The organism is Membranihabitans marinus, assembly GCF_019802045.1.
In the GTDB taxonomy this organism is placed as follows: domain Bacteria; phylum Bacteroidota; class Bacteroidia; order Chitinophagales; family Saprospiraceae; genus Membranihabitans; species Membranihabitans marinus_A.
Genome location: NZ_JAHVHU010000009.1, coordinates 266,545 through 289,200, shown reverse-complemented (window position 1 = coordinate 289,200; position 22,656 = coordinate 266,545). Strand labels below are relative to the sequence as shown.

The 22,656-nt window shown below is 47.1% G+C and carries 18 protein-coding genes; 1 reads left to right on the top strand and 17 read right to left on the bottom strand.

The window, feature by feature from the left end; genetic code table 11:
- Positions 1-20: 20 nt before the first annotated feature.
- The 9 genes from KUV50_RS11200 to KUV50_RS11160 all read right to left on the bottom strand — a co-directional run bounded on the left by KUV50_RS11200 (position 21) and on the right by KUV50_RS11160 (position 11,909).
- Positions 21-824 (bottom strand): HpcH/HpaI aldolase family protein, encoded by an 804-nt coding sequence (locus KUV50_RS11200; RefSeq protein WP_222580235.1) that lies wholly within the window; start codon positions 822-824, stop codon positions 21-23.
- A 94-nt stretch (positions 825-918) separates the two neighbouring features.
- Positions 919-3,339, bottom strand: coding sequence for a sodium:solute symporter family transporter (locus tag KUV50_RS11195; protein ID WP_222580234.1), 2,421 nt, complete (start codon positions 3,337-3,339; stop codon positions 919-921).
- A gap of 842 nt (positions 3,340-4,181) precedes the next feature.
- A complete protein-coding gene (gene nagA / locus KUV50_RS11190; protein ID WP_222580233.1) occupies positions 4,182-5,372 on the bottom strand; it encodes an N-acetylglucosamine-6-phosphate deacetylase in 1,191 nt (396 codons plus the stop codon).
- A 129-nt stretch (positions 5,373-5,501) separates the two neighbouring features.
- On the bottom strand, positions 5,502-6,248 hold the full coding sequence (locus KUV50_RS11185; protein ID WP_222580232.1) for a glucosamine-6-phosphate deaminase: 747 nt from the start codon (positions 6,246-6,248) through the stop codon (positions 5,502-5,504).
- Positions 6,249-6,280: 32 nt separating this feature from the next.
- Entirely contained in the window at positions 6,281-7,633 is a 1,353-nt protein-coding gene (locus KUV50_RS11180; protein WP_222580231.1) for a Gfo/Idh/MocA family protein, read from the bottom strand.
- A gap of 51 nt (positions 7,634-7,684) precedes the next feature.
- Positions 7,685-9,124 carry a Gfo/Idh/MocA family protein gene (locus tag KUV50_RS11175; protein WP_222580230.1) on the bottom strand — a complete coding sequence of 480 codons (1,440 nt, stop codon included), beginning with the start codon at positions 9,122-9,124 and terminating at the stop codon, positions 7,685-7,687.
- Between the two features lie 33 nt (positions 9,125-9,157).
- Positions 9,158-9,967 carry a DUF1080 domain-containing protein gene (locus KUV50_RS11170; RefSeq protein ID WP_222580229.1) on the bottom strand — a complete coding sequence of 270 codons (810 nt, stop codon included), beginning with the start codon at positions 9,965-9,967 and terminating at the stop codon, positions 9,158-9,160.
- Positions 9,967-10,983, bottom strand: coding sequence for a Gfo/Idh/MocA family protein (locus KUV50_RS11165; RefSeq protein ID WP_222580228.1), 1,017 nt, complete (start codon positions 10,981-10,983; stop codon positions 9,967-9,969). Before KUV50_RS11165 ends, KUV50_RS11170 begins: the two co-directional genes overlap by 1 nt.
- A gap of 119 nt (positions 10,984-11,102) precedes the next feature.
- The gene (locus KUV50_RS11160; RefSeq protein ID WP_222580227.1) at positions 11,103-11,909 is read right to left on the bottom strand and encodes a sialate O-acetylesterase; all 807 of its coding nucleotides are present in this window, start codon (positions 11,907-11,909) and stop codon (positions 11,103-11,105) included.
- 97 nt (positions 11,910-12,006) lie between these two features.
- Between KUV50_RS11160 and KUV50_RS11155 the strand changes: the two genes are divergently transcribed.
- Complete coding sequence (locus tag KUV50_RS11155; protein ID WP_222580226.1) at positions 12,007-12,189, top strand: hypothetical protein; 183 nt, start codon at positions 12,007-12,009, stop codon at positions 12,187-12,189.
- A gap of 158 nt (positions 12,190-12,347) precedes the next feature.
- Here the strand turns inward: KUV50_RS11155 and KUV50_RS11150 are convergent, their stop codons facing one another.
- The 8 genes from KUV50_RS11150 to KUV50_RS11115 form a co-directional block, all read right to left on the bottom strand.
- Positions 12,348-13,799, bottom strand: coding sequence for a hypothetical protein (locus KUV50_RS11150; RefSeq protein WP_222580225.1), 1,452 nt, complete (start codon positions 13,797-13,799; stop codon positions 12,348-12,350).
- A gap of 100 nt (positions 13,800-13,899) precedes the next feature.
- Positions 13,900-15,195 carry a hypothetical protein gene (locus KUV50_RS11145; RefSeq protein WP_222580224.1) on the bottom strand — a complete coding sequence of 432 codons (1,296 nt, stop codon included), beginning with the start codon at positions 15,193-15,195 and terminating at the stop codon, positions 13,900-13,902.
- A gap of 17 nt (positions 15,196-15,212) precedes the next feature.
- Positions 15,213-16,601 carry a neutral/alkaline non-lysosomal ceramidase N-terminal domain-containing protein gene (locus KUV50_RS11140; protein ID WP_222580223.1) on the bottom strand — a complete coding sequence of 463 codons (1,389 nt, stop codon included), beginning with the start codon at positions 16,599-16,601 and terminating at the stop codon, positions 15,213-15,215.
- An 18-nt stretch (positions 16,602-16,619) separates the two neighbouring features.
- Positions 16,620-16,985: a high-potential iron-sulfur protein gene (locus KUV50_RS11135; RefSeq protein ID WP_222580222.1), complete on the bottom strand. Its 366-nt coding sequence runs from the start codon at positions 16,983-16,985 to the stop codon at positions 16,620-16,622.
- A 27-nt stretch (positions 16,986-17,012) separates the two neighbouring features.
- A complete protein-coding gene (locus KUV50_RS11130) occupies positions 17,013-19,022 on the bottom strand; it encodes a PVC-type heme-binding CxxCH protein (RefSeq protein ID WP_222580221.1) in 2,010 nt (669 codons plus the stop codon).
- A 107-nt stretch (positions 19,023-19,129) separates the two neighbouring features.
- Positions 19,130-19,966, bottom strand: coding sequence for a ThuA domain-containing protein (locus tag KUV50_RS11125; RefSeq protein ID WP_222580220.1), 837 nt, complete (start codon positions 19,964-19,966; stop codon positions 19,130-19,132).
- Positions 19,959-21,371: a hypothetical protein gene (locus tag KUV50_RS11120; RefSeq protein WP_222580219.1), complete on the bottom strand. Its 1,413-nt coding sequence runs from the start codon at positions 21,369-21,371 to the stop codon at positions 19,959-19,961. The genes KUV50_RS11125 and KUV50_RS11120 overlap by 8 nt, the downstream gene beginning before the upstream one ends.
- 43 nt (positions 21,372-21,414) lie before the next feature.
- A complete protein-coding gene (locus KUV50_RS11115) occupies positions 21,415-22,572 on the bottom strand; it encodes an alpha/beta hydrolase (protein ID WP_222580218.1) in 1,158 nt (385 codons plus the stop codon).
- Positions 22,573-22,656: the final 84 nt, after the last annotated feature.

Here is a 22,656-nt window from a genome sequence, read left to right as displayed (position 1 = left end):
TCTGATTCGCTGCATTTTACTTATCCTTCAAAATAGCCGCCCTTCGATTCTTTCTCCGGATCGCTTCCAAATGCTGTTCGAATTTCCCGGCAATACTGCGCCAGTCCAATCACATCGGCTCCGGCACTGACAAAGTCATACCCCATCGTTTTAAGCTCCTCCAAATTTGCAGGACTTCCCACTGTTCCGGCAAATTTACCATACTGATGAGCTACTTCAGCAATTCGCTTTCGAGCATCCACTATGCGGGGATGATCCCATTCACCAGGGTGGCCAATACCCTGGCTAAAGTCTCCCGGACCAAAGAACAACACATCAAATCCATCCAGGGCCGCGATTTCTTCAACTTCTTCCATCGGTTCGGGATCTTCAATCTGTAGAACGATAAAACGTTCGCGATTGGCCGTTTTGATGTAATCATGAAAATCCATCATCGTATAGGCCGCGTCATTGTTTCCTCCATCCAGTGCCCGACGTCCCTGTGGATGGAACCGGGTCATTTCGATGACCTTCCGGGCATCGTCGACCCCCATCACATGCGGGACCATAATCCCGGTGGCATCCAGTTCCAGCGGACGTACGTAATCGCTGTATCCTCCCCGGGCTATGCGAACCATGATATCCGCATCCTGGGACTTAGTTGCCCAAATGCTGGCTGCCATCACAGACCAGTCCTGACCGATGTGCTCCTGATCCAGCCAGACACAGTCAAAACCAGATAATGCAACAATCTCAGCGACTCGGGGGTCGGGAATATTTACTTTAAAGCAATTCGCAAATCCTCCACTTCTCAATTTATTAAGAACCTTACTTCTTCTCATCATTTATTCAATTTTAGATCATTTTTTCTCCTAAGAATAAGGTGCCAAACCTTACACCGAATCTAATTCGTCGGTTCATCAAAGTAATTGCAGTGCATTACATCAATATATACAGCATTATCCACGGCAACACGGACACAATGCCCCATATTTTCTTTTGACTTCGATTGGCATTCTTAAACACACTATTCAGGATAAATGTACTGGATATCGCAAAAATCAATGAGGTGATTAATATCCACAAAAAAGACCAGGGCGGATTGTCTGTCAACACGTTCCAAAACGCCACCGTGAAAGCTGCAAACAGGCCATGAACGGATCCCATCACCACGCTGAACGGCTTCATGGATTTCACAAACAAGGCCATGAAAAACAAATTGAACAACGGAGCAATAAACAGCCCATTGGTCTTAGCGGTCACTTCAATGATATTCCCCGGCACGTAAGGAATTATTAAGCTGATCAGCACAACCAACACTCCAACCACCGCACTGCTGATCCGAACACTGGTCAATGTACCTTTTTCTTTATTCAGGATATGGGGAAACAAATCAATCGCCAACACTGAACTGGTACTGTTGATCCCGGACGACAAACTGGACATGGAAGCCGAAAATAAAGCAGCAATCACCAGTCCCGACATCCCCATGGGGAATTGATTGGCAATAAAATGTGGAAAAAGAAAATCAGCGTCCTGAGTCACATCAATTCCAGCTGGCAACAAGTTGGGTTTGGCAGCATAAAATTTCATCACGGAAAAACCAACAAACAACAGCAGCAGCGTCATCACCATACTTCCGGCCTGCGTCACTGCAAATGAAGTCCGGGCTGCTTTGAGGTTCTTGGTCGAAATAAAACGTTGAATGGCCATTTGATCCGACCCCGTGGTGCAAACCCACCAGCTCACGGCGTTGACAAATGCAAAAAACACCGTCAATCGGACGTAAGGATTAAAGTTAACCACGTCAATTTGTGGCCAATGTACCGCCCATGTCGTCGGGATCAGCTGCCGCACGCCCCCAAACTGATTCGCCACCATTCCGATCGTCATTACTGCGCCCAGTAACAAAATGATGAATTGGATGACATCAGTCAATAAAACAGCTTTCAAGCCACCCATCGTCGTGTAGACAATCGTAATAAGTCCCAAGATCACCGTAATAAGGAATATAACCTGATCATCCCACCCCATCATAACGACCATGGCTTTCGAAGCCAGGTAAATCAATAGAGCCATCCAGACGATCCGGGTCACCAAAAATATAACGGATGCTATTTTACGAACCTCGACGCCTAGTGGCTTTTCCAATATCTCATAAGCGCTGATCACTTTGAGTTTCATAAAAAACGGAATGATAAAATAGCTGCCAATAATAAATATAACCGGTGCAGCGGACATAATGGTCAACGCCATCAATGGACCGTATTTGATCACTTCACCGGCAACGGCGAGATAAGAAATGGCACTGAAAAAGGAGACGTACATCGAAACACCAGTCACTACAGGATTCGCCTCCCGACCCCCTAGAAAATAATCTTCTTTACTCTTCTGGTAAAAGGAATACCCCCAACCAATCCCCAGCAATAACACAGCATACAATACCAGAATGACCCAATCCAGCCAGCCGATCTGGTCTTGTGCAAAATGCTCATTGGCCAAAGCCGCCTGCGCAGCAGATATTTTCACATCCGTATCGTCATCATTAAAACCGCGGCGTATAAACGCAGAAAGATCTGACCTGCCCCGGCTTGCCAGGGACTGATACACTTCATATCGCTCATATTTTTCACCTTGACTATAGCTTTTCAAGTCTTCCAGCCACTGCTCTGCATCGGCGGGTCGCCCATGAACCCACAATGCACTGGTCAGATATACCCGAAAAGGATGGTTTTCCTCCATAGAATCATACCGCTCCTTCATCTTCTCATAGGTCCGTTCCGGAACCTGTCCTATAAATCGCAATGCATAGGCCCCGTAGCGGTACTGCAGCGTATCTAATGAAAAAAGATCATCTGCTAATTTGTGAATGGCTTCCTCCGACCCCGAATTGGCCAGAACCCATTGGGCCATGGTCGCTATTCCGCCTTCTTCAGCACCCGCGATCTCAATAATCTCCGGGTCTGGATACGTAAGGCCCAGTTTTCCCAAGGTCTCCAATGCAACCAACCGTGTGTGCAAGACATCGGAATTATGAAATATGGCAAGCACCTCACGTCCCAGGCTATCAACCAACAGGCTGTCTGATGCATTTCTCTGAGCCATCACCCGGTAGGCACCTATTTTTTCGGCGCCGTCCGTGGAAAGGAACTCATCAAAGACTGCATCAGATTCCAGTTGAAAATTATTGGACAACAGGGCTTCCGCCGCATGAACGCGAACCCAAAACGACTCATTGGTATTTTGAACTACGTCATGTAAAAACCCGGGATAGTCAGGTTCGTTGGATTGGGCATGACTTCCTGTAAGGATAGTCAATAAGAAAATCATGCTAAATAAAAACTGCGTTCGGAGTTTCAAAATATAGTAGCGATTTAGGGTAAAAATGTCTGTAGTGCATCTCATAGAATCCAGAGTATCTGCTCATCCAACTCTACGCAACTGCAACACCCCAAATATTCGTTATTTTCTCCACTAAAAATATTACTATTGTTTTGAATAGTGGTACTATCTTTTTTGATTTCATATTTCAGAATAAGTAATCCCACATGAAATTAGATGTATGGAGTTATACCATTTGAATTCATAAATGCCGCATATATTGCGAAATATTCTTCGATTCTCTTCGTCAAAAATACTCGGTGAAACTCCAGCAATACCTCCGCTTTTTTCCTCGACAATTTTTGAATATTTACAAAATCTTATACGGTAATATCAAATACAAATGGTATTTCAAGACTATCGGGATACCTCAATCAAGGAATTCTTGCCTGATTTGGGCAAGATCTGAGAATAAGAGTAAAGGCGGATCGATCTCTTGGCTATCAGGGTTGTACTTCCCCCACCCCTCAGCCATGTCCAATGACCAACAGCGAAGTTTTCCTCCCGTCACGAAGTCTGTCGTTAGGACACATTGACTAGGAGCATTTTATGTTGTCTCTAAAAGGTGCGTACCCCCTTTCTCACAACCTTTCCATGGAGATATATTGCTATTATTAGAAATGTAGTGACGGTAATCACAAAACCGGTAGGTGTACCAACGGAAATACACAGTCAGTTGGTAATGACAAATTATTTTCGCTCTTTTTTGTTCTTCCCCAAGAGGGAAAAGATTAAAATAGACTCGTCTCCCTTTAGGGTTGGGGCAAAACGAGGCGATTATTCCGATGGCTGCGTAGTTACGTACCTTCAACTATTGACCATTAACCATCATAAACCACCTTCCCTTTCACGATGGTCTTAGATACCCGGATATCCTGGTCAAACAAAATGATATCTGCATCTTTCTTTGGGGTAATCGATCCTTTTTGATGATCAATTTTCATGATTCGTGCAGGCACCAAACTCGCCATCTTCACCGCTTCGACCAGGGTTACATTGGCTTTTTTCATAATCGTCCGCACGGTTCGGTCCATGGTAGCGACACTCCCTGCAAAGGAGGAGCGGTCGAGCAATTTGGCAACTCCGCCTTCCACGATCACCTCCAGGCCATCTCCTTTTGTACCCAGCACACTAGGACCTTCAGGCATTCCAGCTGCCCGCATGGCATCTGTAATCAGTGCGGTCCGATCTGTACCTTTGACCTTGAGAATATATTGTAATAAAGGGGCTGGAAGATGAATGCCATCTCCTATAATTTCTACATCCATAGCATCAAGCAAATACGTTGCCTCGATGGATCCGGCATACCGAAAAGCATTTCGTCGGGTCACGGTAGACATGGCTGAGTAAAAATGGGTCGCCAACGTATATCCCACCTCATGCGCACGAACGACATCTTCATACACCGCATCTGTATGAGCGATCGCTGGTAAAACACCGTGTTTACGCATAAAGGCTCCGAATTCCATCGCCCCTGGTAATTCGGGCGCAATACTCCAACGCTTCACAAAAGGATACTCTCTAATAATAAATTCATATTCCTCAGGATCCGGATTCCGGATATACCGGGGATCTTGCGCACCTTTCTGGCTCATGGCCAGATAAGGCCCTTCGACATGAAGTCCTAAAAATTCAGCACCGGCTGTATTTTGCTCATCGGACTCTTCATACACATCGAGTGCATTGATAAAGTCTTCCCATTTTCCTGACAAGGTCGTCGGATACATTCCTGTGGTGCCATAGGATGCATGAGTATTTGCAATGGTCAGGTAATCTTCTACGGTTCCGTCCATAAAATCGCTGTCTCCACCGCCATGAACGTGAATATCTATAAATCCGGGCGAAATATACTGCCCCCCGGCGTCGATCTTGTGAATATCTTTGGGATAAGAACCCGCACCCTCAAAAACTTCTTCGATAAGCCCGTTAACGACGAGAATACCGCCGTTGGGAATCATTCGATGTGAGGTCAATACAGTTCCATTGTGGATAATATATGTAGATTGGTCCATAAGATAGGTCACTTAATTAGATCATCATAAAACAGAAAACGCCACCACATCGGTGGAAGGGAAATTTTTCTTAGCTGCCCCGGTTACACAGGGTTGATGGATGGCGTTTTCAAAACTCCTTCCACCCAACTAATTCACTTCTTTTTTATACAAACTAGCAGAGTCTTCATCCAGATACATGGTGCAGTTTTTGTGGTTCTGCAAGATACTCGCAGGCACATCTGGTGTAACTTCACCAGTCAATGCGTTAACCACTGCTTCAGCTTTTCGTTCATCCGGCACACTGCTTATGATCACATCGCTGGTCATAATCTGATGCACAGACATAGATATCGCTCGTTCGGGCACATCTTCAATGCTTGGGAACCAGCCTTCACCCATTTGCTGCGCACGACATGCCGCATCCAACTCAACTACGATGTAGGGATCTGTGGTCTCAAAATCGGCCGGAGGATCATTGAACGCCAGATGGCCATTCTCACCAATACCGACAAACGCCACATCAATGGGGTGCTGCTTGATCAACTTATTCAAACGATCACACTCTTCCTGTGGATCTTTTTCACCATCGATCAAATAATAGGCTTGCAAGTCAGGCACCTGACTCAAGAACCGTTCTTTCAGATATTTTCGAAAACTTGCTTTGTGGGTAATGGGCAACCCAATGTATTCATCCAAATGAAACATCACTACTTTGGACCAGTCAATATCCTTATCTTCAATCAGCGTCTTCAAGGTTTCAAATTGGCTGGTTCCCGTGGCCATTATTATATTAGCCACCCCCTTTTGTTCGATGTTATCCTTGATAATCTGAGCACCATGTGCCCCAGCTTCCGATCCCAACTGAACGGGATTATCTGTTATTTTAATCTCCATGTTATTAATTAATTCCTTTATTTATTTACAAATTAAACTTTGGGCTTCCATCCCTTTTCATATTTTCGTGACCACAACTTCCGGGCTTTCTTATTGCCTTTGATGTGTCCATTCGAAGGATCAGTGTGGAGCGTGCTTTGGGTTCGCACCGAGATGTTTCCTAACTGACACAAGAGCGTACTGATATGACCACTTTCAATTCCGGCATTCAGCGAGGCTCCGGACTGGATGCCTTCAAAGAAATTTTGAAAATGCATGCCGTCGAGCACCTGTGATGGGTTGGCTTTGTTGCGCGGATCAATTTTTACGTCGTTCTTTACATCCTTAACGAGGTTATTCTTAAGATCATAAATCTTGTAAGCATTTCCGCCGCCAATCATGATGGAACCTTCATCTCCGTAAAACATAACACCTACACTGGATCCTTCGATGTGTCGGCCATTGCAGCTCCGTCCTTCCCAGGTCATGGAACTCCGGTTACCAAATTCATAGTTTATCACCTGCGTGTCCGGTGTTTCCCAGTCATCATCGTACCGATATCGGCCACCGACTGAGTTCACCACAGTGGGGTATTTTTCTTGCAGTCCCCAACGCATGAGATCAACCATGTGGGTCCCGTTATTCAATGCTTCACCGGTTCCCCAGTTCCAGAACCAATGCCAGTTATAATGAATCAGATTGTCACGATAGGCCTCTCTTGGAGCGGGACCTTGCCATAGTTCATAATCCAACCAATCCGGCACCGGAACTTCCTTCCCCTTCCCAATGGGACCTCGGTTATTTGTGTACCATCCTTTGGCAAAATACACATTCCCAATTTCCCCGTCATGCACGACCTGAATTGCTTCCTTCACATTGGGCCAGGATCTACGCTGATTCCCCATTTGAATCACATTTCCGTACTTTTTCTGGGTCTCAACCAGCCATTCACCTTCCTGTGGATTGTGGCTGGCCGGTTTCTCGAGGTACACGTGTTTTCCGGCTTCTGATGCCATCATAGCAGCAGGAGCATGCCAATGATCCGGGGTCGCTATCACCATGATATCCATGTCCTTTTGCTCCAGGGCATTTCGAAAATCAGCCATCCCTTTTGGTTTGGCGTTTTGGATTTTACCAACAGCATCTATGCATTTGGCCTGTGCGCGGCTGTCGACATCGGAGATGTACACCACCTCAGCATTGGGCTGCAGTGCGAAGTTCTTGGCCAAAGCCAGACCACGGCTGTTCACACCCATGACACCCACTCGAAACTGCTCGTTGGCACCCACGATATTTCTATAGGATTTAGGTGAAAACCCAGATAACACGCCACCCATGGATAGCGCAGCAGTACCTGCGATCGTATTTTTAATAAATTTTCTTCTTGTCTTATTTTCGGTATTCATAATACTATGTTTATCAAATAATAATTTTTGTTTTTTACTTTTCATTTCCGATTATCCGGGGATAGCGATCTTCGTCGATACTCCATTTTTCAACGAGATATCCACCGGATTGTTTCTTTTCCAGGATCCTCCCGTAAAGTCCGGCACATCAATCGTTGCCGATCGATTGGCCGTAGACCACTCGCTGAGTGGAAAAATCGAACTCCACAAGGCGGCATCATACACATCATGATCCATCGGCAAACCATTTCTCAGACAGTCGATCAAGCGCCAATCCATCAAAAAATCCATTCCACCATGACCACCGGCTTTCCGAGCCATATCGCCCAGTAAAGTGACCATCTCAGGCGTATATTTTTCTTCGGCGGCCTTCATCTCTTCCTCCGAAAACCATCCTTTGTGGCTGTTTGCGATCTTCCCGGGCAATGGGTATTTGCGGGCCACCCCTTTCGTACCACTGATCAGATGTATGCGCGAATAGGGGCGTGGTGAGGATGTATCGTGTTGGATCATGATCGTCTTTCCATGTTCGGTTTTGACGACCGATGTATTGAGATTACCGCGAAAGTCCTGACCGGCAAACTCTTTGTAATAGTCATCATTCTCAGCCAGCGAATCCGCCATTTTCCCCATCATAAAATCGGAGGTCGAAGTGGAGGTCAAATAATCCATCCGGTCCCCCCGGTTGATATTCATGATCTGGCAAACAGGCCCCAACCCATGGGTGGGGTACAAATTTCCATTTCGATGCATGTTCTGCCGCAATCGCCAGTTGTTGTAATTTTTACTTTTTGAAAAACTACCTTCCAGTATATCATGGATATAGGCTCCTTCCCCATGCATCACTTCCCCAAAAAATCCTTGACGGGCCATGTTCAACGTCAAGAGCTCGAAAAAGTCATAGCAGCAATTCTCAAGAATCACACAATGCTTCCGGGTCTTTTCAGAGGTTTCGACCAATTGCCAGCACTCTTCCAGCGTGGTCGCTGCCGGAACTTCAGTCGCAGCATGCTTTCCTTGCTCCATCGCATAGACGGCCATCGGTGTGTGTAAACTCCAGGGTGTAGCGATATAAATCAAATCAATGTCGTCCCGGTCACACATGTTTTTCCAATCATCTTCCCCGGCAGTATATAGCTCAGGCTGATGAGTCGTCCCCTCCAATATTTTAGCCGCGGCCTCGGCTTTCTCCGGACGGATATCGCACAATGCTTTAATCTCTACACCCTCCAAATAACTCATTCTCCGGACCGCACCAGGGCCCCGATTCCCCAGCCCCACAAAACCAATCCGTACGGTAGGAATAGGCTCAGCGCCATACCCGGACATATTGAATTTCTGAGCACGTTCCCGGCTGGCCAATTTGACTATATCATCCTGTTTTCCTGCCTGACTGTCGGGATTACTGCATCCCGTCAAAAAAGAGGTTCCCACGAATCCAGCACTAGCCAGACTGGTCAATTTTAAAAAGTCTCGTCTTTTATGTTTCATGAGTCATGAGTTATCACAGCGATAAATAATATTTTACAATTCTTTCAATTTTATATTGCGAAACCACGCTTCGGTAATGTGATCCTGAAGGACGATATGTCCTTTGCGTTTGTCAATAAAGCCGGGTATCTCAGCAAACTTACTGTTTTCATAAGCCGACTTGAGCTCCGGAGAGTCAAAAGAATAGGACAACACCTTTTGGTCGTTGAGCCAATGCGTCACCTGGTTTCCGTCCACCCGAAGCCGGCTTTGGTTAAACTCTCCGAATGGTTTGAGTTGAACATTTTCTGCCGGTAATAAATCATACAACGAACCGGAAAACTGCGAAGGTTTGAGATCCCCATATTCATCCGAAGAATCATCCAACATCTGGTATTCAAATCCCAAAGCTGAATGCTCCGACCCGCTTTTCATGGACATTTCTTCGGATACATTGTACTTCAAACCACTGTTGCCATCAGCAAACAAAGCCCACTCCCAAGACAATTCATAATTATCATAGGCATCGATGGTCATGAGGTCTCCGCCTTGCTGAGGTTGTCCGTCGGCCCGGGCGGGCACGGATCCCCGATCAATCTTTTTCAATACACCATCTTCAATTTTCCAAAATGCCGTAAACACCGAGTCACTCCCCAATGTACGCCAGCCCTCAAAGGACTTTCCGTCAAACAAATCGATCCATTCTTCCGTGTCACCGGCCTGATCGGTTTCCTTTGCGTCATCATTCTGCTCTGGGTTCGAAGAACACGACATCACAATTGTCAGAATTGTGCCGGTCATAGCCAGCAAACCAAAACGAAGAATCTTTGTCATCATCGTAGTATTTCTTTTTAGGTATTTCATTATGCGCCTGCCTTTTTAAGTACTTTATCCAATCGAACTGACTTTCCTTTCTTTTTCTTACTGACATCAGCCGCTGACATAAATGCAAAAATCTCGATGGTCTCTTCTGGTGTCACCGGCACTTCGCCCGTGTCAAAGTAATGAGCTACATCGACCAACAAGGGCAAATATCCCTGGTAAGGTCCCAGATTGAGTCCTCCCTTTTCTCCAAAAACATGGCCCCCATAGCCAGGTTTTCCGGCGCGTTGTCCTCTGAAAACCCCTACACGGCCGTCGTCCCACACACCGGTGATCACGTCACAACCTTCGGTGTGAACCCGGGATACTTCCTGACAACCGGTTCCCATGACTGTAAATAATGTTTCCACCCCATGCACACCGTACCAGTACATATCCGGATGCGTTTTTTCGATCTTCGCCGGACTCCAGGTGTTGGCACCCAGTACCCGTCCTACTTTACCCTCTGCAACCTCTTTGGCGCCTTTAATGTATCGCAGCGATGATGCGGAAAAAATAGGAATTCCATATTCTTTGGAGGCGGCATATATTTTCAATGTATCTTCCAGTGAAGCTGCCACCGGTTTGTCCACAAAAACTCGTTTTCCGGCTTTGAGTACCGGCAACACTTGCTCCAGGTGCCGTCGACCATCATTGGTCTCAAGAAGGACCACATCTACTTTTTCAAGCATAGCATCAATGCTGTCGACCACCTCAACACCCATTTCCTGGACGTCCTTTATATATCCGGGAATGCGTTTGACGCTGGATTCGATGTCTTTACTCCCGTGGGGATAGGCAGCGACCACCTTGTAACCCAATAAATCGGCGTGGTTCTGTACGTTCATCGCTTTGGTAAAGGCAATGCTGTGTGAAGTATCCAGGCCAATAATCCCGACCCGCTTCCCCGGGGCTGCTTTTATTGAATTTTGACTGCGCAGAATATAAGGTGCAGCTCCCAGAGCTGCTGTGGTTAACCCCATCGTTTTGAGGAACTTACGTCGTTTTTCTTTATGCATATTGTTGTTTTTATAAGGTAATCACTCGGTAACGTTACCGAATTTACACAAATTTTTTTGAATCTCCTGAGGAAATAATGGAAAATTATTATTGATAACGTGTGATACCGGTTCAACTACTACTTCACCATTGTCGCTTCGATAATTTTCATTCGTTCTGCCATTCGTCTTCCCAACAAATTCGCAGACTTGGAATCAAAATGCACCCCATCTTCCATCGGGGTCAACCCGAGCGATGAAGCCACGGCTGTCCCCGATACCCTTCCCGATAGTTGTTCCAGGACCTTATTAATATTTTGATACTGATCTTTGTACCGACCCAGTTCCCCGGCCACAAATGGCAGATCCGGATCGCCCACAAGCGCACGGATGCGCTGAATCAAATCTTCCAGATCATTGAAATAGCGCGCCGCCTTTTCCGGTGCTGAATCGGACTCACCCTGATGCCAGATCACCCCCTTGATGACACCATCCGCCATCGCTTCTTTGATCCGAACTACCGCATCATCCCAGGGATGGGTGTCGGTGCGATCATCGTAAGCACCGGGCTTCCAGTGCTGTATAGATGTTCCGCCGACCGCACAGGGGACCAATCCGATTTTCTTTCTTTTATGTGTTTTTGCCATTTCCATCCCAAAGGATAAAGCAGGTCCCACGCCCACCACCCGGGGTTTATCAAAATGAACGGGATGTGAAGCCTTCACCCACTCCTGGTTTTTATCCATCATAAATACCCGGCGATGTTTCATCCGGGCATACCTCCCGTCGACCTTTCCACGACCAGCCATATTGGACTGGCCCATGACGAGGTAGATATAAAAACTGGAATCAGCTGATTCAGATTTAGTGACAGACTGAGCGGAAGCCGGCTGGGTCGTCATCAGCAGGAATCCAAGTAGAAAAAAAGCAAATCTTAAATGGGGCATCATCGTTTTTTAGTATTAAGCAGTAAACGGACTTGGCCAAAGAATTCATCTGCTCAATATACAAACAAATTTATTTTACGATCAAATGAGAAACGGGATGACCGCATTAATACGTTATATATTAAATAGTTTGGAAGACGACCAGGTCTTTAAAATTGCCTGGCGGATCCAATGTAGCTATGACAATGCATTTATGCACCATATGTACTTCTCAGACCGGTACCGGATCATGGAGGAAAAAATCAATCTCACAACAGAGATATGGCAAAAGAGTACTTGACCTAATGGATCCCACTGCGGAAATATTGGTACTGATGAAAATGAAGTGAAAGGGGCTGTAGTAAAAGTTCTTGCCAGAAAAATTGACACAGAAATGGAAAACCTGGAAAAGGAAAAAGGCTGGACTTCAGAAACCTATGAAGAATGGGGGAATGAGCATCAATCATTTCTTGTTAGCACCTCATTTATCGCTTTCATTAACGCATCAGCCGATTCCGGAGCCAGCGTCGAGGCCATTTTGGAAGTCTCATATCCGCCCTGGGAATAGGCTTCTTTCGTACCGATATACCCCATGCCATACTCTTCATATGCTGCTGTGCAAATATTTTGATCGGGAAAGAATCGCTGTGCTGCCAGCTGAAACTCCACGAAAGGTTCTCCGGGTAGACTTAAAAGCTGTACATCGCCCAACCGCAGAGCTGAAACCCGGACATACGGCTCTTTGTGGACTCGAATCCACCAGGCCAGACTCCCAATCGCTCGCAAATAAGGCAACTCCGGATCGGGCGTCTTTCCCGTCAGAACCATTTCCAGACTATCCCTGTTCATATAATCAGCCAATGGGAGATAGACACTTTCTGTTTTCCAGCTTATCTGAGAACGCCGTATGGGTTTTCGCCGGGTCGTCCTCAAAGCTTCATCCATAGCCATGGAGATTCTGGTAGCCAGCGTAAAACGTATTTTGTCCGATCCATCATTGTATTTTCCCACGCCAATGTTTCCAGCGGCCCCTGTAAAATAGATCTGTGGGTACCCCCTTTTCTTTTCCTGAAACTGACGGGCTATACCCACAAATTCCGCGGACACGATCCCGTCACCAAACGCAGTGACCGGATGGACCGCATAATATGACAGCCCAACCAGGGGCTCTTCCTCTTCATAAAACGTGACCATCCTGAGCCATGGATCAATCTGCCCCTGCCCCTCATGTCGCAGCAAAAAATCTTCCGTATAACTCCACCGCATGGCCTTCACATCCCCATGGTGATCCAGCACCCGTCGATTGGACGCCACTCTATGGACCTGGGCCTGACCATATCCTATGTCCGTGACTGTCCGCAGTTCCTGCATCGCTTCCTTGGCACTGAGCGCTATTCTTTGAATGGCAGTATGCAAAAAAGAGGTATCATAGTATAGCTCAGAATCACCATAGTCATTCATTATCTTTGGTGTCAAAAAATCACAACGCACTGCGTCATGCTGATGCAAGGCATGGACACTGACCCGGTCTTCGGTTGATTGTACAGCTGCTGCCAGCTGACTTCGGAACACATCCATACCTTCATTGGCAATACCAATCCAATCCACCGCTAAGAGAACCACCGGTTTCTCATCAAACACCAACACAATACCACGTGCAGACAACGAATCACGAACCATTTGGGCTGTACCAAACGCCAATGGATCACCAACGGCTGGCGTAACGTCCGTTTCAAAATAGGCTAACCGGACATCTGTTCTGTCCTGACCATGCAACCAGTGACCCACCGAAAGCAGAATATATAAAATAACAAAAAGCGGAAATTTGGTTGTCATTGATCGATCCCGGTCAAATTGGTTATTGCTGTAAGATGACAGGATCTGCCGAAATAACAAAACTTCATCCTTCAAATTTTTAGACTTGCAAAAAATTTAAAAGTACCACATGCATACTCCAATGTCACTCAGAAGTGACCAGACATCTCTCCCAGACTTAATTTGACGTGGACAATTAATCCAATGTCGGATCACTGTGTTGGATGGGATTTTTAATCCAGGCAAGATCTTGAATTTCCCGACCTTCAACCATCATACGCCCCAGGAAATATACGTTGTCTTTATCCACAGCGATGGAATTCACGTAAGTCGGCCGGGATCCGTCGCCGTAAAATACAGGGCCATGATCGATATAATTATTGGAGGGCAGATGATACGTCACCAGATGTAAGTTCTCCAGTCCTTTTGCGGCACCCTTCGCAATATCTTCCACTCCTTCTACCCGCTTCCCATTCTCAAAAACAGGCCCTCCTGTGAGATAATACACCGTTTCACCATCCGGGCCCAGTGCAAAACCGAGGTATCCATAGCTAAACTGATCAGACCGTCCGCTTTTCCGGGACGGTTCTGAGGTGATGCGATCGATCAGTTCAACCTGATCCGTATCTGGTGAAAAGCGAAATAAATACCCGGAATTTCCATGCACGCCGATAATTACATTCTCCTTTTCATACCAAAACGCTTTTCGCCAATGATACGCCATGGTCCCTGGCCGTGTGGGGTCAAAAGCTCCAAAATAGTCAAGGTGGAGTTTCGAATTTTCCATAACATCGATCTGCCCAAAATGGGGTTTATAATAGAGAATTTCCCCTTCCGAATTGGTAAAGTAAACGGTTCCACTTCTAGGATCAACCACCAGAGATCGGCACAACACCCGAAAATCATTGCCTGGGGTTCCTGCTTCCCCACGTTCAGCGACTGGCCCCAGATCTGTCATAAGATCTTTCTTCACATCGTAATGGATAAAATGCCCCGTCGGCCAGGTCAACCCGTATATTTGCCCGCGATCCGTATCCATCGTCATAGCTACCATCCCTTCCCCATGCGGCACCAAGGCCAGATCTTCTGTTTCACCGGACTTCATATCATAGGATAAGATATGTCCCCCCCGGTACAGACCATATCCATCCGGCGGGTTTTCATACATCCGGTCCATCCCATCGATCAATTCGTAGATTCCCACATGAGTGGCAAAATACAAACGGCCATTCATCTCATAGAATTCCACATGGCTTTTGCCCTGGCCGATGGTTTTGATTCCTTTTTCACCGCACAGCGTGGTCAAATCTCCGATCAGATGTGTTGATTCCGTTCTGGGGTCAAAAGCATATACATGTCCACCTATTTCGATGTCCTCAGAGGAGAGCACATAATATACTTTTCCATCACTGCCTACCGATAAGGCATTGTACGTATCATGCGCGAGTGAAAATCCCGAATAGAAGCGTCGGGCCGTTAACCTTTTTGTCATTTGATTCATTCATCCACTTATTGTCCAATCAATTTACTTTGCGGGGACTGCACCCCGATCGTTTTCGCCAACTCCACCATTCCATGAATGATCGTAGATTCAATGTTGAAAGACCACTTGGCCGGCAACCCGTATACCACCTGGGCTGAAGCGCCTTCGTACCCGCCCTCGTGGAGTACCCGCGCGGTAGGAATGTAACTCATCACATCGTTGGAGTATCCCATGACAAACGAATCGTACCCAAAAATCTCTTTCAACTGAATTGCATACCCAACCAAAAGCTCTCCCCCCAGCGCAAAAATCCGTTGATCACCCATTTCCCATACCTGCAAAGGATAGGGATAGGATGTTCGAAATTCCTTTCCGTCCTGAGCATCCTTCAACATCCGCTCACCCCACCGTTTTTGATAACTGGAAGACACCTCACAATGATGGGTGAGCTCCTCGATCGAAGGCGGCATATTGAGATCAAGCGACACCTCAGTATACGCCGTTTTTAGTGAAGAAGCCAATGGTTTCATGTCTTCTTCCAGCACCCGATCCACGGCTGCGGCTAAAGTTCTTCCATACTGGCGGGCCAAAGGAATCGTCCGCCGGGGAATGGGGTTTTGATCTGCACCTGCTCCCTGAAAAAACATGGCTTGCATACCCGGGTGGTCTTTTTCCAGCTCCAGCTGGGCAAATCCCGGATAGTCCCCCGACCATTGATTGATACCAAGTACCGTCGGATGACAGGCATACCCAAATACGACAGCCATCAGACTCTGATCTGATTTTTCGACCTTAATCACCGGAACCGCATAATCGTTGGGACCGTTGAGATCCGTAATACGAGCCTGGGTCGATTCCTCGTTGTTCCGGCGATTGACCTGAAATCGGGCGACCCCGTTTTCTGCGTAGATCCGGACGGACTCCATATCAGCCAGTGACTGACCAATCAGATCAACCACCCGATCACTCAATCCGGCAGAATATTTTTTGATCTTCTCACGCTCCGCATCATCGAGGGGATAAATATCAAACAAAGCATCCTGCAGGACCGGACCGGTATGGGTGTGTGAACTATTGAGTATAATCTGTGCTTTGGACAGTCCATACTTTCTTTGAACCGCCGCACGAATATCATCAGACAATGCTTTTGGCCATCCCAGCAAATCGGATGTGATCAAGACAGATTGCTCTCCCTGGGCATCCTCCATAGCCAGCGCTTTTACCCAAATAGGATGGAGTGTGCCCTCCGATGGCGCAGTACGACCACCATACCCGGCTAACCAAAGCGGATGGTTTGGAGTGATGTCCATTTTAGCCACCCCGGCCTTCCATTCAAAATTGGCATCCAGGCTAAAAGCTGGATTAATCCAGGCAAGGAGAAGGAAGACAAGCAGATGAAGAACAGTATTTCTCATAATGATGGTTTGTGGTCGTTATACAATCGGTGCCCAATACGTGCAGTATGCCTCTTCGAAAACTGGTCCCTTGAACAGCGCACAGCCGCCACATGCCTGACCTTCTTTCGGGGGCAGATAAAGGTTACAGTTCGCACAATTTTTATCAGGCATCGGTGATTCTTCTACATATCCAAATCCTTCCCGCTTCTTTATCTCTGCTTCGGGCGTTTTTGATAAATCGTCGCAAGAGGTCACCTCCAGTGAATTGTCGGCATCTTCCTTACCGGCGGATTTTTCCGAACCGGACTGACAGCCTTGAAGCAGAATGGGAGCCAATACCAACCCCGATCCCAGTCGCAGCGTATTTTCGATAAATTTTCGTCTTTTCATATCCTTGCTCATAAGCTCATGGTTTGATTGAAAAATCACTTACAATACCTCTGAAAGTGCATCTTTGGCAGAAGACGATCCGGAGGCAATAATTTGATTAATTTTTTTCTTGGCGTTATCCGATAAGGTGGCTTTGGATCGCTTCAACCCGGCAGCGACTGCTTTCCACACCGAGGTCTGACTTTCGGCAGGCAGCCGGTCAAATTCACTCACCAGAGCAACCAAGGCAGGGTCCTCGTTCCGTGCTGCTGTGATGTAGGTAAAGTCATAGAGGAATTTTTCTTTGTTCTTATCCCAGGATTGAAAAAAGTCCGTTTGCTGATCCAGGTAATTCAGCAAGGCCATGGAAGACCCATGATCCGAACTCAGTACGGCCATTCGCATCCAATGATTTTGATAGTTTCCGACGACGATCTCAGCCAGCGCTGGAATCACTTCATTGGAAGCAAAGTTGCCCAGGCTCAGGGCCGTTTGCATTACAGCGCGGGCAGAAGGATCATCCTTTAGTGCAATCACATCTGGCAACAAATCGGGAAATTGCTCGGCCAATCGCAATGCGTGCTCACGTACGCCCGATTCCGGATCTTTGAGCGCCAGTCTCACATGTTCCCCGGTCAGCCCGCCCAGTCCGTCGATCAGGTACATGGTCTGCAACCGGACGGCCGAATTTGATGTATTGGTAAAAATAGCTTCCAGTTGTGGTAGAATACTGTCATCGCCGGTTTGCAGCAACACACGCTGAGCCTGCGTACGATGCCATTTGTTGGGGCTGGTTAACCATTCCAGATAATCTTCGGTGGTCGGGGATTTCTGAACTTCGTTTACATTGAGCGGTGGCGTACCTTTGGGTACGATGCGGTATATGCGCCCTTTGTCGTCACCCTCCAGAAAATCCATTTCCTCTTTTAAGTCTTCGGGAATAGACAACGGGGTCTCAATGTGCTGTCGGTAATAATCCACCAGATACAATGCTCCATCAGGTCCCACGGTGAAATTTGTCGGGCGGAACCACATATCTGTCGACGCCAAAAACTCTCTATCCTGTTCGTTTTCAGCGCGCTGAGCGGTATAAACCACCTGCCCCGGCTTGGTCACCAGGACGTCTTGATGAACCAACCCACCGGCAACCTCTCCTGTAAACAAGGACTGGTTAAACTCTTCCGGGAAAAGATCTCCACCGTAAAAAGTTCCACCGGAAGCACCGGTAAAATGATTATCGACATGTTCTATCCGATCCAGACCTTGCTCGTCATATTTCTTCTGGCGGCGTGCACTTCGTTCCTTACGCCAGTAGGGGGCTTCTGTCAGCTGATACATTCGCAAATCGTGATCTGAAATATTTGTCATGGCACTGGTGGAAGGCATATAAGGATGTCGGTGAAGGTAGCGCCAGGGCATGACCATTTCCCGAATATGAATGGTGTTCTGCGTCACAAAACGACGACCAAAATTATCAAAGGTGTGCCCAAATTGACCCGGCGCTGTCTCTGGTTCAAACTCTTTCGTGTCCAGACGGAACCGAAAATCAGCACCGCTCACGGACAAGGGCTCCGCTCCGGGGTTCATATCAAACTGAACCTCACCATGTTGGCCATGATTGGAAGCATAGATCCAATTGTCCACATTAAATCGAAGATTGGTTATCTGAGCCTCCTGATTATCCTGAAAAAATCCGGAAAAGACCTTTTCACGCTGGTCTGCCTTTCCATCGCCGTTCGTATCTTTCATGTACCAAATATGAGGCGCTGCGGTAACCAACATACCATCCTTCCAAGGCAAAATACTCGTCGCATCCAGAATCTGATCTGCAAAAATGGTAAAATCATCCATCACACCATCTCCATTTGTATCCAGAAGTTTTTTGATCACTCCATTGCCCGATCCATCTTCCGGAGGAAAAGGATAATCCGGCATCTCCACCACGTAGATGTCACCCTTCTCATCAAAAATCATCGACACGGGATCTTTTACGACCGGTTCGGCCGCAAACAATTGGACCTCAAACCGATCGTCCAACTCAAAGGTTTTCATCGATTCCTCAGGTGACATGCCTTTTGGATATTTGGGCTCTTCACAGGAAAAAAAGAATCCTGATAAAAAAATAAGAGGGGCAAGAAATAAAGTTTCCTTCATGGTTTTTAATCTATTTAAAGGTTTCATTTTTTAGTTGAGTTATGAGTGAGCCAGGCTATCGCCTGATTTAAAATTTTCACATTATCTGCATTGTCAAAATCGGCGGGATGTCCCAGGGAGCTGTAAAACACCTTCCCACCGTAGGGGTTTATTCGTGTCCATGCAACGGGTTCATCGAGTCGGGCGGATCCCACACTCCCTCTGAGATAAACAATGGCTTTGTCATCGAGCAAAGGCGCTACTTTGTAAACATTGCCTGTCGAATGCCAATAAGAATCTTCGATGCCCTGTAGTATTGTATGGCCCGCCAGATGTGAAACAACCGAAATATCCGTTCCCGGCTCCACCGGACCATAGCCCCGGTTTTCACATCCCAGGACGACCGGAACGAAATCTTTCCAATCAGAATATCCATCGGGAATCGTACCATCGCGTACAGAGAAAGCGTGATTTGCCGTTCGGATTCCCATCACCGGATGGCCATCTTCAATGTATTTTTGAATTTGTCTCAGTTGTCGGTCAGGCAACGCCAGCCGTCTGCAAAACACCACGAGGAGATCTGCTTGGTCAAGTACAGACAGATCAGGAAAATCACTTGCATGACGAGGTCCGCTACTCAAAAGCACCTCGGTATTGAAATTATATTTTTCTTCTAATTGAGCCGCAAAAGCAGGAATGGTGCGATCCGCCTCATAATTATCGGGATCTTTGCTTATCAGAAAGACGACGTTTTTGGGTTCCGGTGTAGTTTGATTGTTGGATGAACTACATGCTGTCAGGACCATCCACAGCAAAAGCGGGATCAGCGCAAAATTAAAAGGTGCGAATTGTTCTTTAATTTTATAAAGCCATTTATTCATCTCCCTCATTTTTACTTTTCACATACATTTTATCAAGCAGACCGATCGCTGATTTGACCAGAAGTAGCCCCGCTTGGTCGCTCCCCAGATTGGTCCGTTCACCGGTCTCATATCCACCGTGTGCTTTTTCTCCAGGCATGCCACAATAATGCCCGCCATTCCCATTGGAATAACCCAAAACAATCGTTTGGGGATACGGAGATTCCGCCTGGATCGCCATATTCAGTTCCGTCATGGGCTCGCCTGGCAAGGTTACCAAAGCCAGCGGGCCAATAACTACTCCCATGATCTCCGCATCGATGTTGTCCAGACCTGTGCGCTCCTGACCGTAGTCGGTTAGCGGTAATCCGACTACAGTCCTATCCACCCGAATGGAGTCCGGTATCAATGGTGCGCTGTATTCATAGGCTACCGAAATATCGTGGACCAACCCATCGGTCATTTGTTGCACGGCGACTTCACCCCGACGCCACGGGTTAATATTACCCGCTGCTCCCTGAAGAAACAGATTATTTCCACCCAGAACCTGGTTGAGCTTTTGGGTCGTGGCTCCGGGCCAATCGTCCGACAATTCATCCGTATACGGATAAACGGATACCGCATGACAGGCCAGGTGAAATAACGTAGATATATTTGCACTGTCCCGATTACGAAAAGAAACTGCGGTCATCGTCCGATCCATCGGACCAAAAGTATGATCGCCGCTGAGCACGCGCGGGTCCCAGTCATCATGTTTATATCCAAACCCCTCTGGTAAGCCGGAAGATCCCATTCCCGCTTTGACGGGTCGGGGCCGGCGATTCCTCAGGAATCTGGAGACATCATACCGGCCCACCCAAACTGTCGCCGGCTCTGCGGCTCGATCAGCTTCCACTGCAGCAGCCACCGATTGATCCAGAAGGCGCTCTTTCCATTCCCGAAAGTGCGGCTCATCATCCTGGGCTGGCATGTGCCGGGTCACCCACCAGGGATATCGTTCCTTACCCCGCCGGTTATCCTCTCCGTAGACAGGCGCCCATGGTGCTGAATGATTATGAGCTGCATTCACGAGGATATTACCGGAAGGTATGTTCAGTTTTTCTGCGATGCGTTTGCGAACCTGGTCTGTCGCAGACTCGCCGGCATCCACCAGTTCCCAGTGAAGAAAGACCACTTTATGATCCCCGTCACCAACGACCAGGGCCCGCACAAAAATGGAGTCTTGGACGGCTCCATAAGGTTCCCCATTTACCCAGTTGTGGACTTCGGGAGCCGGGGTGATATTGGCATGCGATGCACCCGCATACAATTGAACTCCGAGATCATGTGGGGAGTCGGACTGTGCCGATACCGATGGACCAAAAACAAATAAAATGAAGATCACCAGTATAGATACAACATGCTCCTCCTTTATGTATTTCCTCATTGGTTCTCTTCTTTGAATATGCATAGGTGTAAAATTCTTTTTATTATTCCAATTCATGATCTGCGGGGACAAAGTTCATCATTCGATCAATAAAATGATACGCCTCCCGTCGAATCTGAGTAGGAAAATCATGTTCTGCCTCGGGATAGCGGACTTGCAACATATCTTCGGCTTTTAAAAACCGAAAAACATCTTGTGCCATGCTTACTCCCTTGATTACCCCTTTCACATCAAAATTGGAATCATTCAACGGTGAGTTGGAAAAGAATCCACGTGGTGCGAGCAAAGCAATCATTTCATGATAATTGACAGGAACCCGATCCCCGTCCAATTCATATTTTTCTCGAAACAAAGGCATGTAGCGGTCTTGGGCAAATGGTCCAAGTCGACCGCCATAACGCTCATGTGCCACCTCTCCGATGTCATAATATTCGAACTGCGTCCATCCACAGCTGGACACCACCACCTGAAGTCGTTCATCGAATGCACCCAGAAACATGGCATTGTGACCACCCAATGAATGACCAATAACTCCAATTCGATCAGCATCGACATCGCGACGCTCCGTCAGGAGATCCACGCTCCGCATATGGTAAAAAATAGCAGCCATCGTTCCAGACTGATATCGGTCATTCTCAAAATCATAATCGGACAAATCCCCAAAACTCGGGTAGTCCGGAGCAATCACTATATAACCCCGTTCAGCCAGTTCTTTGGCATACCCCCGATTTTTCCGGCCCTGGCCATCCACAATCTTTTTCCCATCAGCTCCGGTCGGATGCAAGGCCAGCATAGCGGGAAGTTTCCCCGTCACAGAACTTCGGTAGGGTATATACAAATAGGCTGGAACTCTTTCATTGGGTGCAGCCTGAAAAGTAATATTCAGCCGCATGTAGCGACTAGTATGGAGTGTATCAACAACCTCTACGTCCAGCTCAGGCAAATCACTGCGTGTGGGCAAGGGTCCCATGACGGCTTCCATGTTCCGTTTCAGACGCCAACGGTACTGTTCCCATTCTGCCAGACTGTTCAGCTGCACGGTATCGTGGATTTCACTGGAATAGATCGAAACCGGAACCTTTTGTTGCGCCTGAACCTTTCCGGCAACCAAAAGCAGCAGTACAAAAAGGATCGATGTACTGCGGCAGAACTCAGCGCGTAAAACAATTTTTTGACCAATTGTGTAAAGACGTAAGATCATGGTTTATAATTATTACTTGAGTTTTAGCACAACTGAATATACCATCAATTTGATTAAAGTTACACCTTATTAAATAAGGCTAGA

Bases quoted from the DNA above. Each gene is read 5' to 3' on its own strand.
- KUV50_RS11200 (WP_222580235.1), bottom strand. From the start codon at position 824: ATGATGAGAAGAAGTAAGGTTCTTAATAAATTGAGAAGTGGAGGATTT.
- nagA (WP_222580233.1), bottom strand. From the start codon at position 5,372: ATGGACCAATCTACATATATTATCCACAATGGAACTGTATTGACCTCA.
- KUV50_RS11185 (WP_222580232.1), bottom strand. From the start codon at position 6,248: ATGGAGATTAAAATAACAGATAATCCCGTTCAGTTGGGATCGGAAGCT.
- KUV50_RS11180 (WP_222580231.1), bottom strand. From the start codon at position 7,633: ATGAATACCGAAAATAAGACAAGAAGAAAATTTATTAAAAATACGATC.
- KUV50_RS11175 (WP_222580230.1), bottom strand. From the start codon at position 9,124: ATGAAACATAAAAGACGAGACTTTTTAAAATTGACCAGTCTGGCTAGT.
- KUV50_RS11170 (WP_222580229.1), bottom strand. From the start codon at position 9,967: ATGAAATACCTAAAAAGAAATACTACGATGATGACAAAGATTCTTCGT.
- KUV50_RS11165 (WP_222580228.1), bottom strand. From the start codon at position 10,983: ATGCATAAAGAAAAACGACGTAAGTTCCTCAAAACGATGGGGTTAACC.
- KUV50_RS11160 (WP_222580227.1), bottom strand. From the start codon at position 11,909: ATGCCCCATTTAAGATTTGCTTTTTTTCTACTTGGATTCCTGCTGATG.
- KUV50_RS11155 (WP_222580226.1), top strand. From the start codon at position 12,007: ATGACCGCATTAATACGTTATATATTAAATAGTTTGGAAGACGACCAG.
- KUV50_RS11145 (WP_222580224.1), bottom strand. From the start codon at position 15,195: ATGACAAAAAGGTTAACGGCCCGACGCTTCTATTCGGGATTTTCACTC.
- KUV50_RS11140 (WP_222580223.1), bottom strand. From the start codon at position 16,601: ATGAGAAATACTGTTCTTCATCTGCTTGTCTTCCTTCTCCTTGCCTGG.
- KUV50_RS11135 (WP_222580222.1), bottom strand. From the start codon at position 16,985: ATGAGCAAGGATATGAAAAGACGAAAATTTATCGAAAATACGCTGCGA.
- KUV50_RS11130 (WP_222580221.1), bottom strand. From the start codon at position 19,022: ATGTCACCTGAGGAATCGATGAAAACCTTTGAGTTGGACGATCGGTTT.
- KUV50_RS11125 (WP_222580220.1), bottom strand. From the start codon at position 19,966: ATGAATAAATGGCTTTATAAAATTAAAGAACAATTCGCACCTTTTAAT.
- KUV50_RS11120 (WP_222580219.1), bottom strand. From the start codon at position 21,371: ATGAGGAAATACATAAAGGAGGAGCATGTTGTATCTATACTGGTGATC.
- KUV50_RS11115 (WP_222580218.1), bottom strand. From the start codon at position 22,572: ATGATCTTACGTCTTTACACAATTGGTCAAAAAATTGTTTTACGCGCT.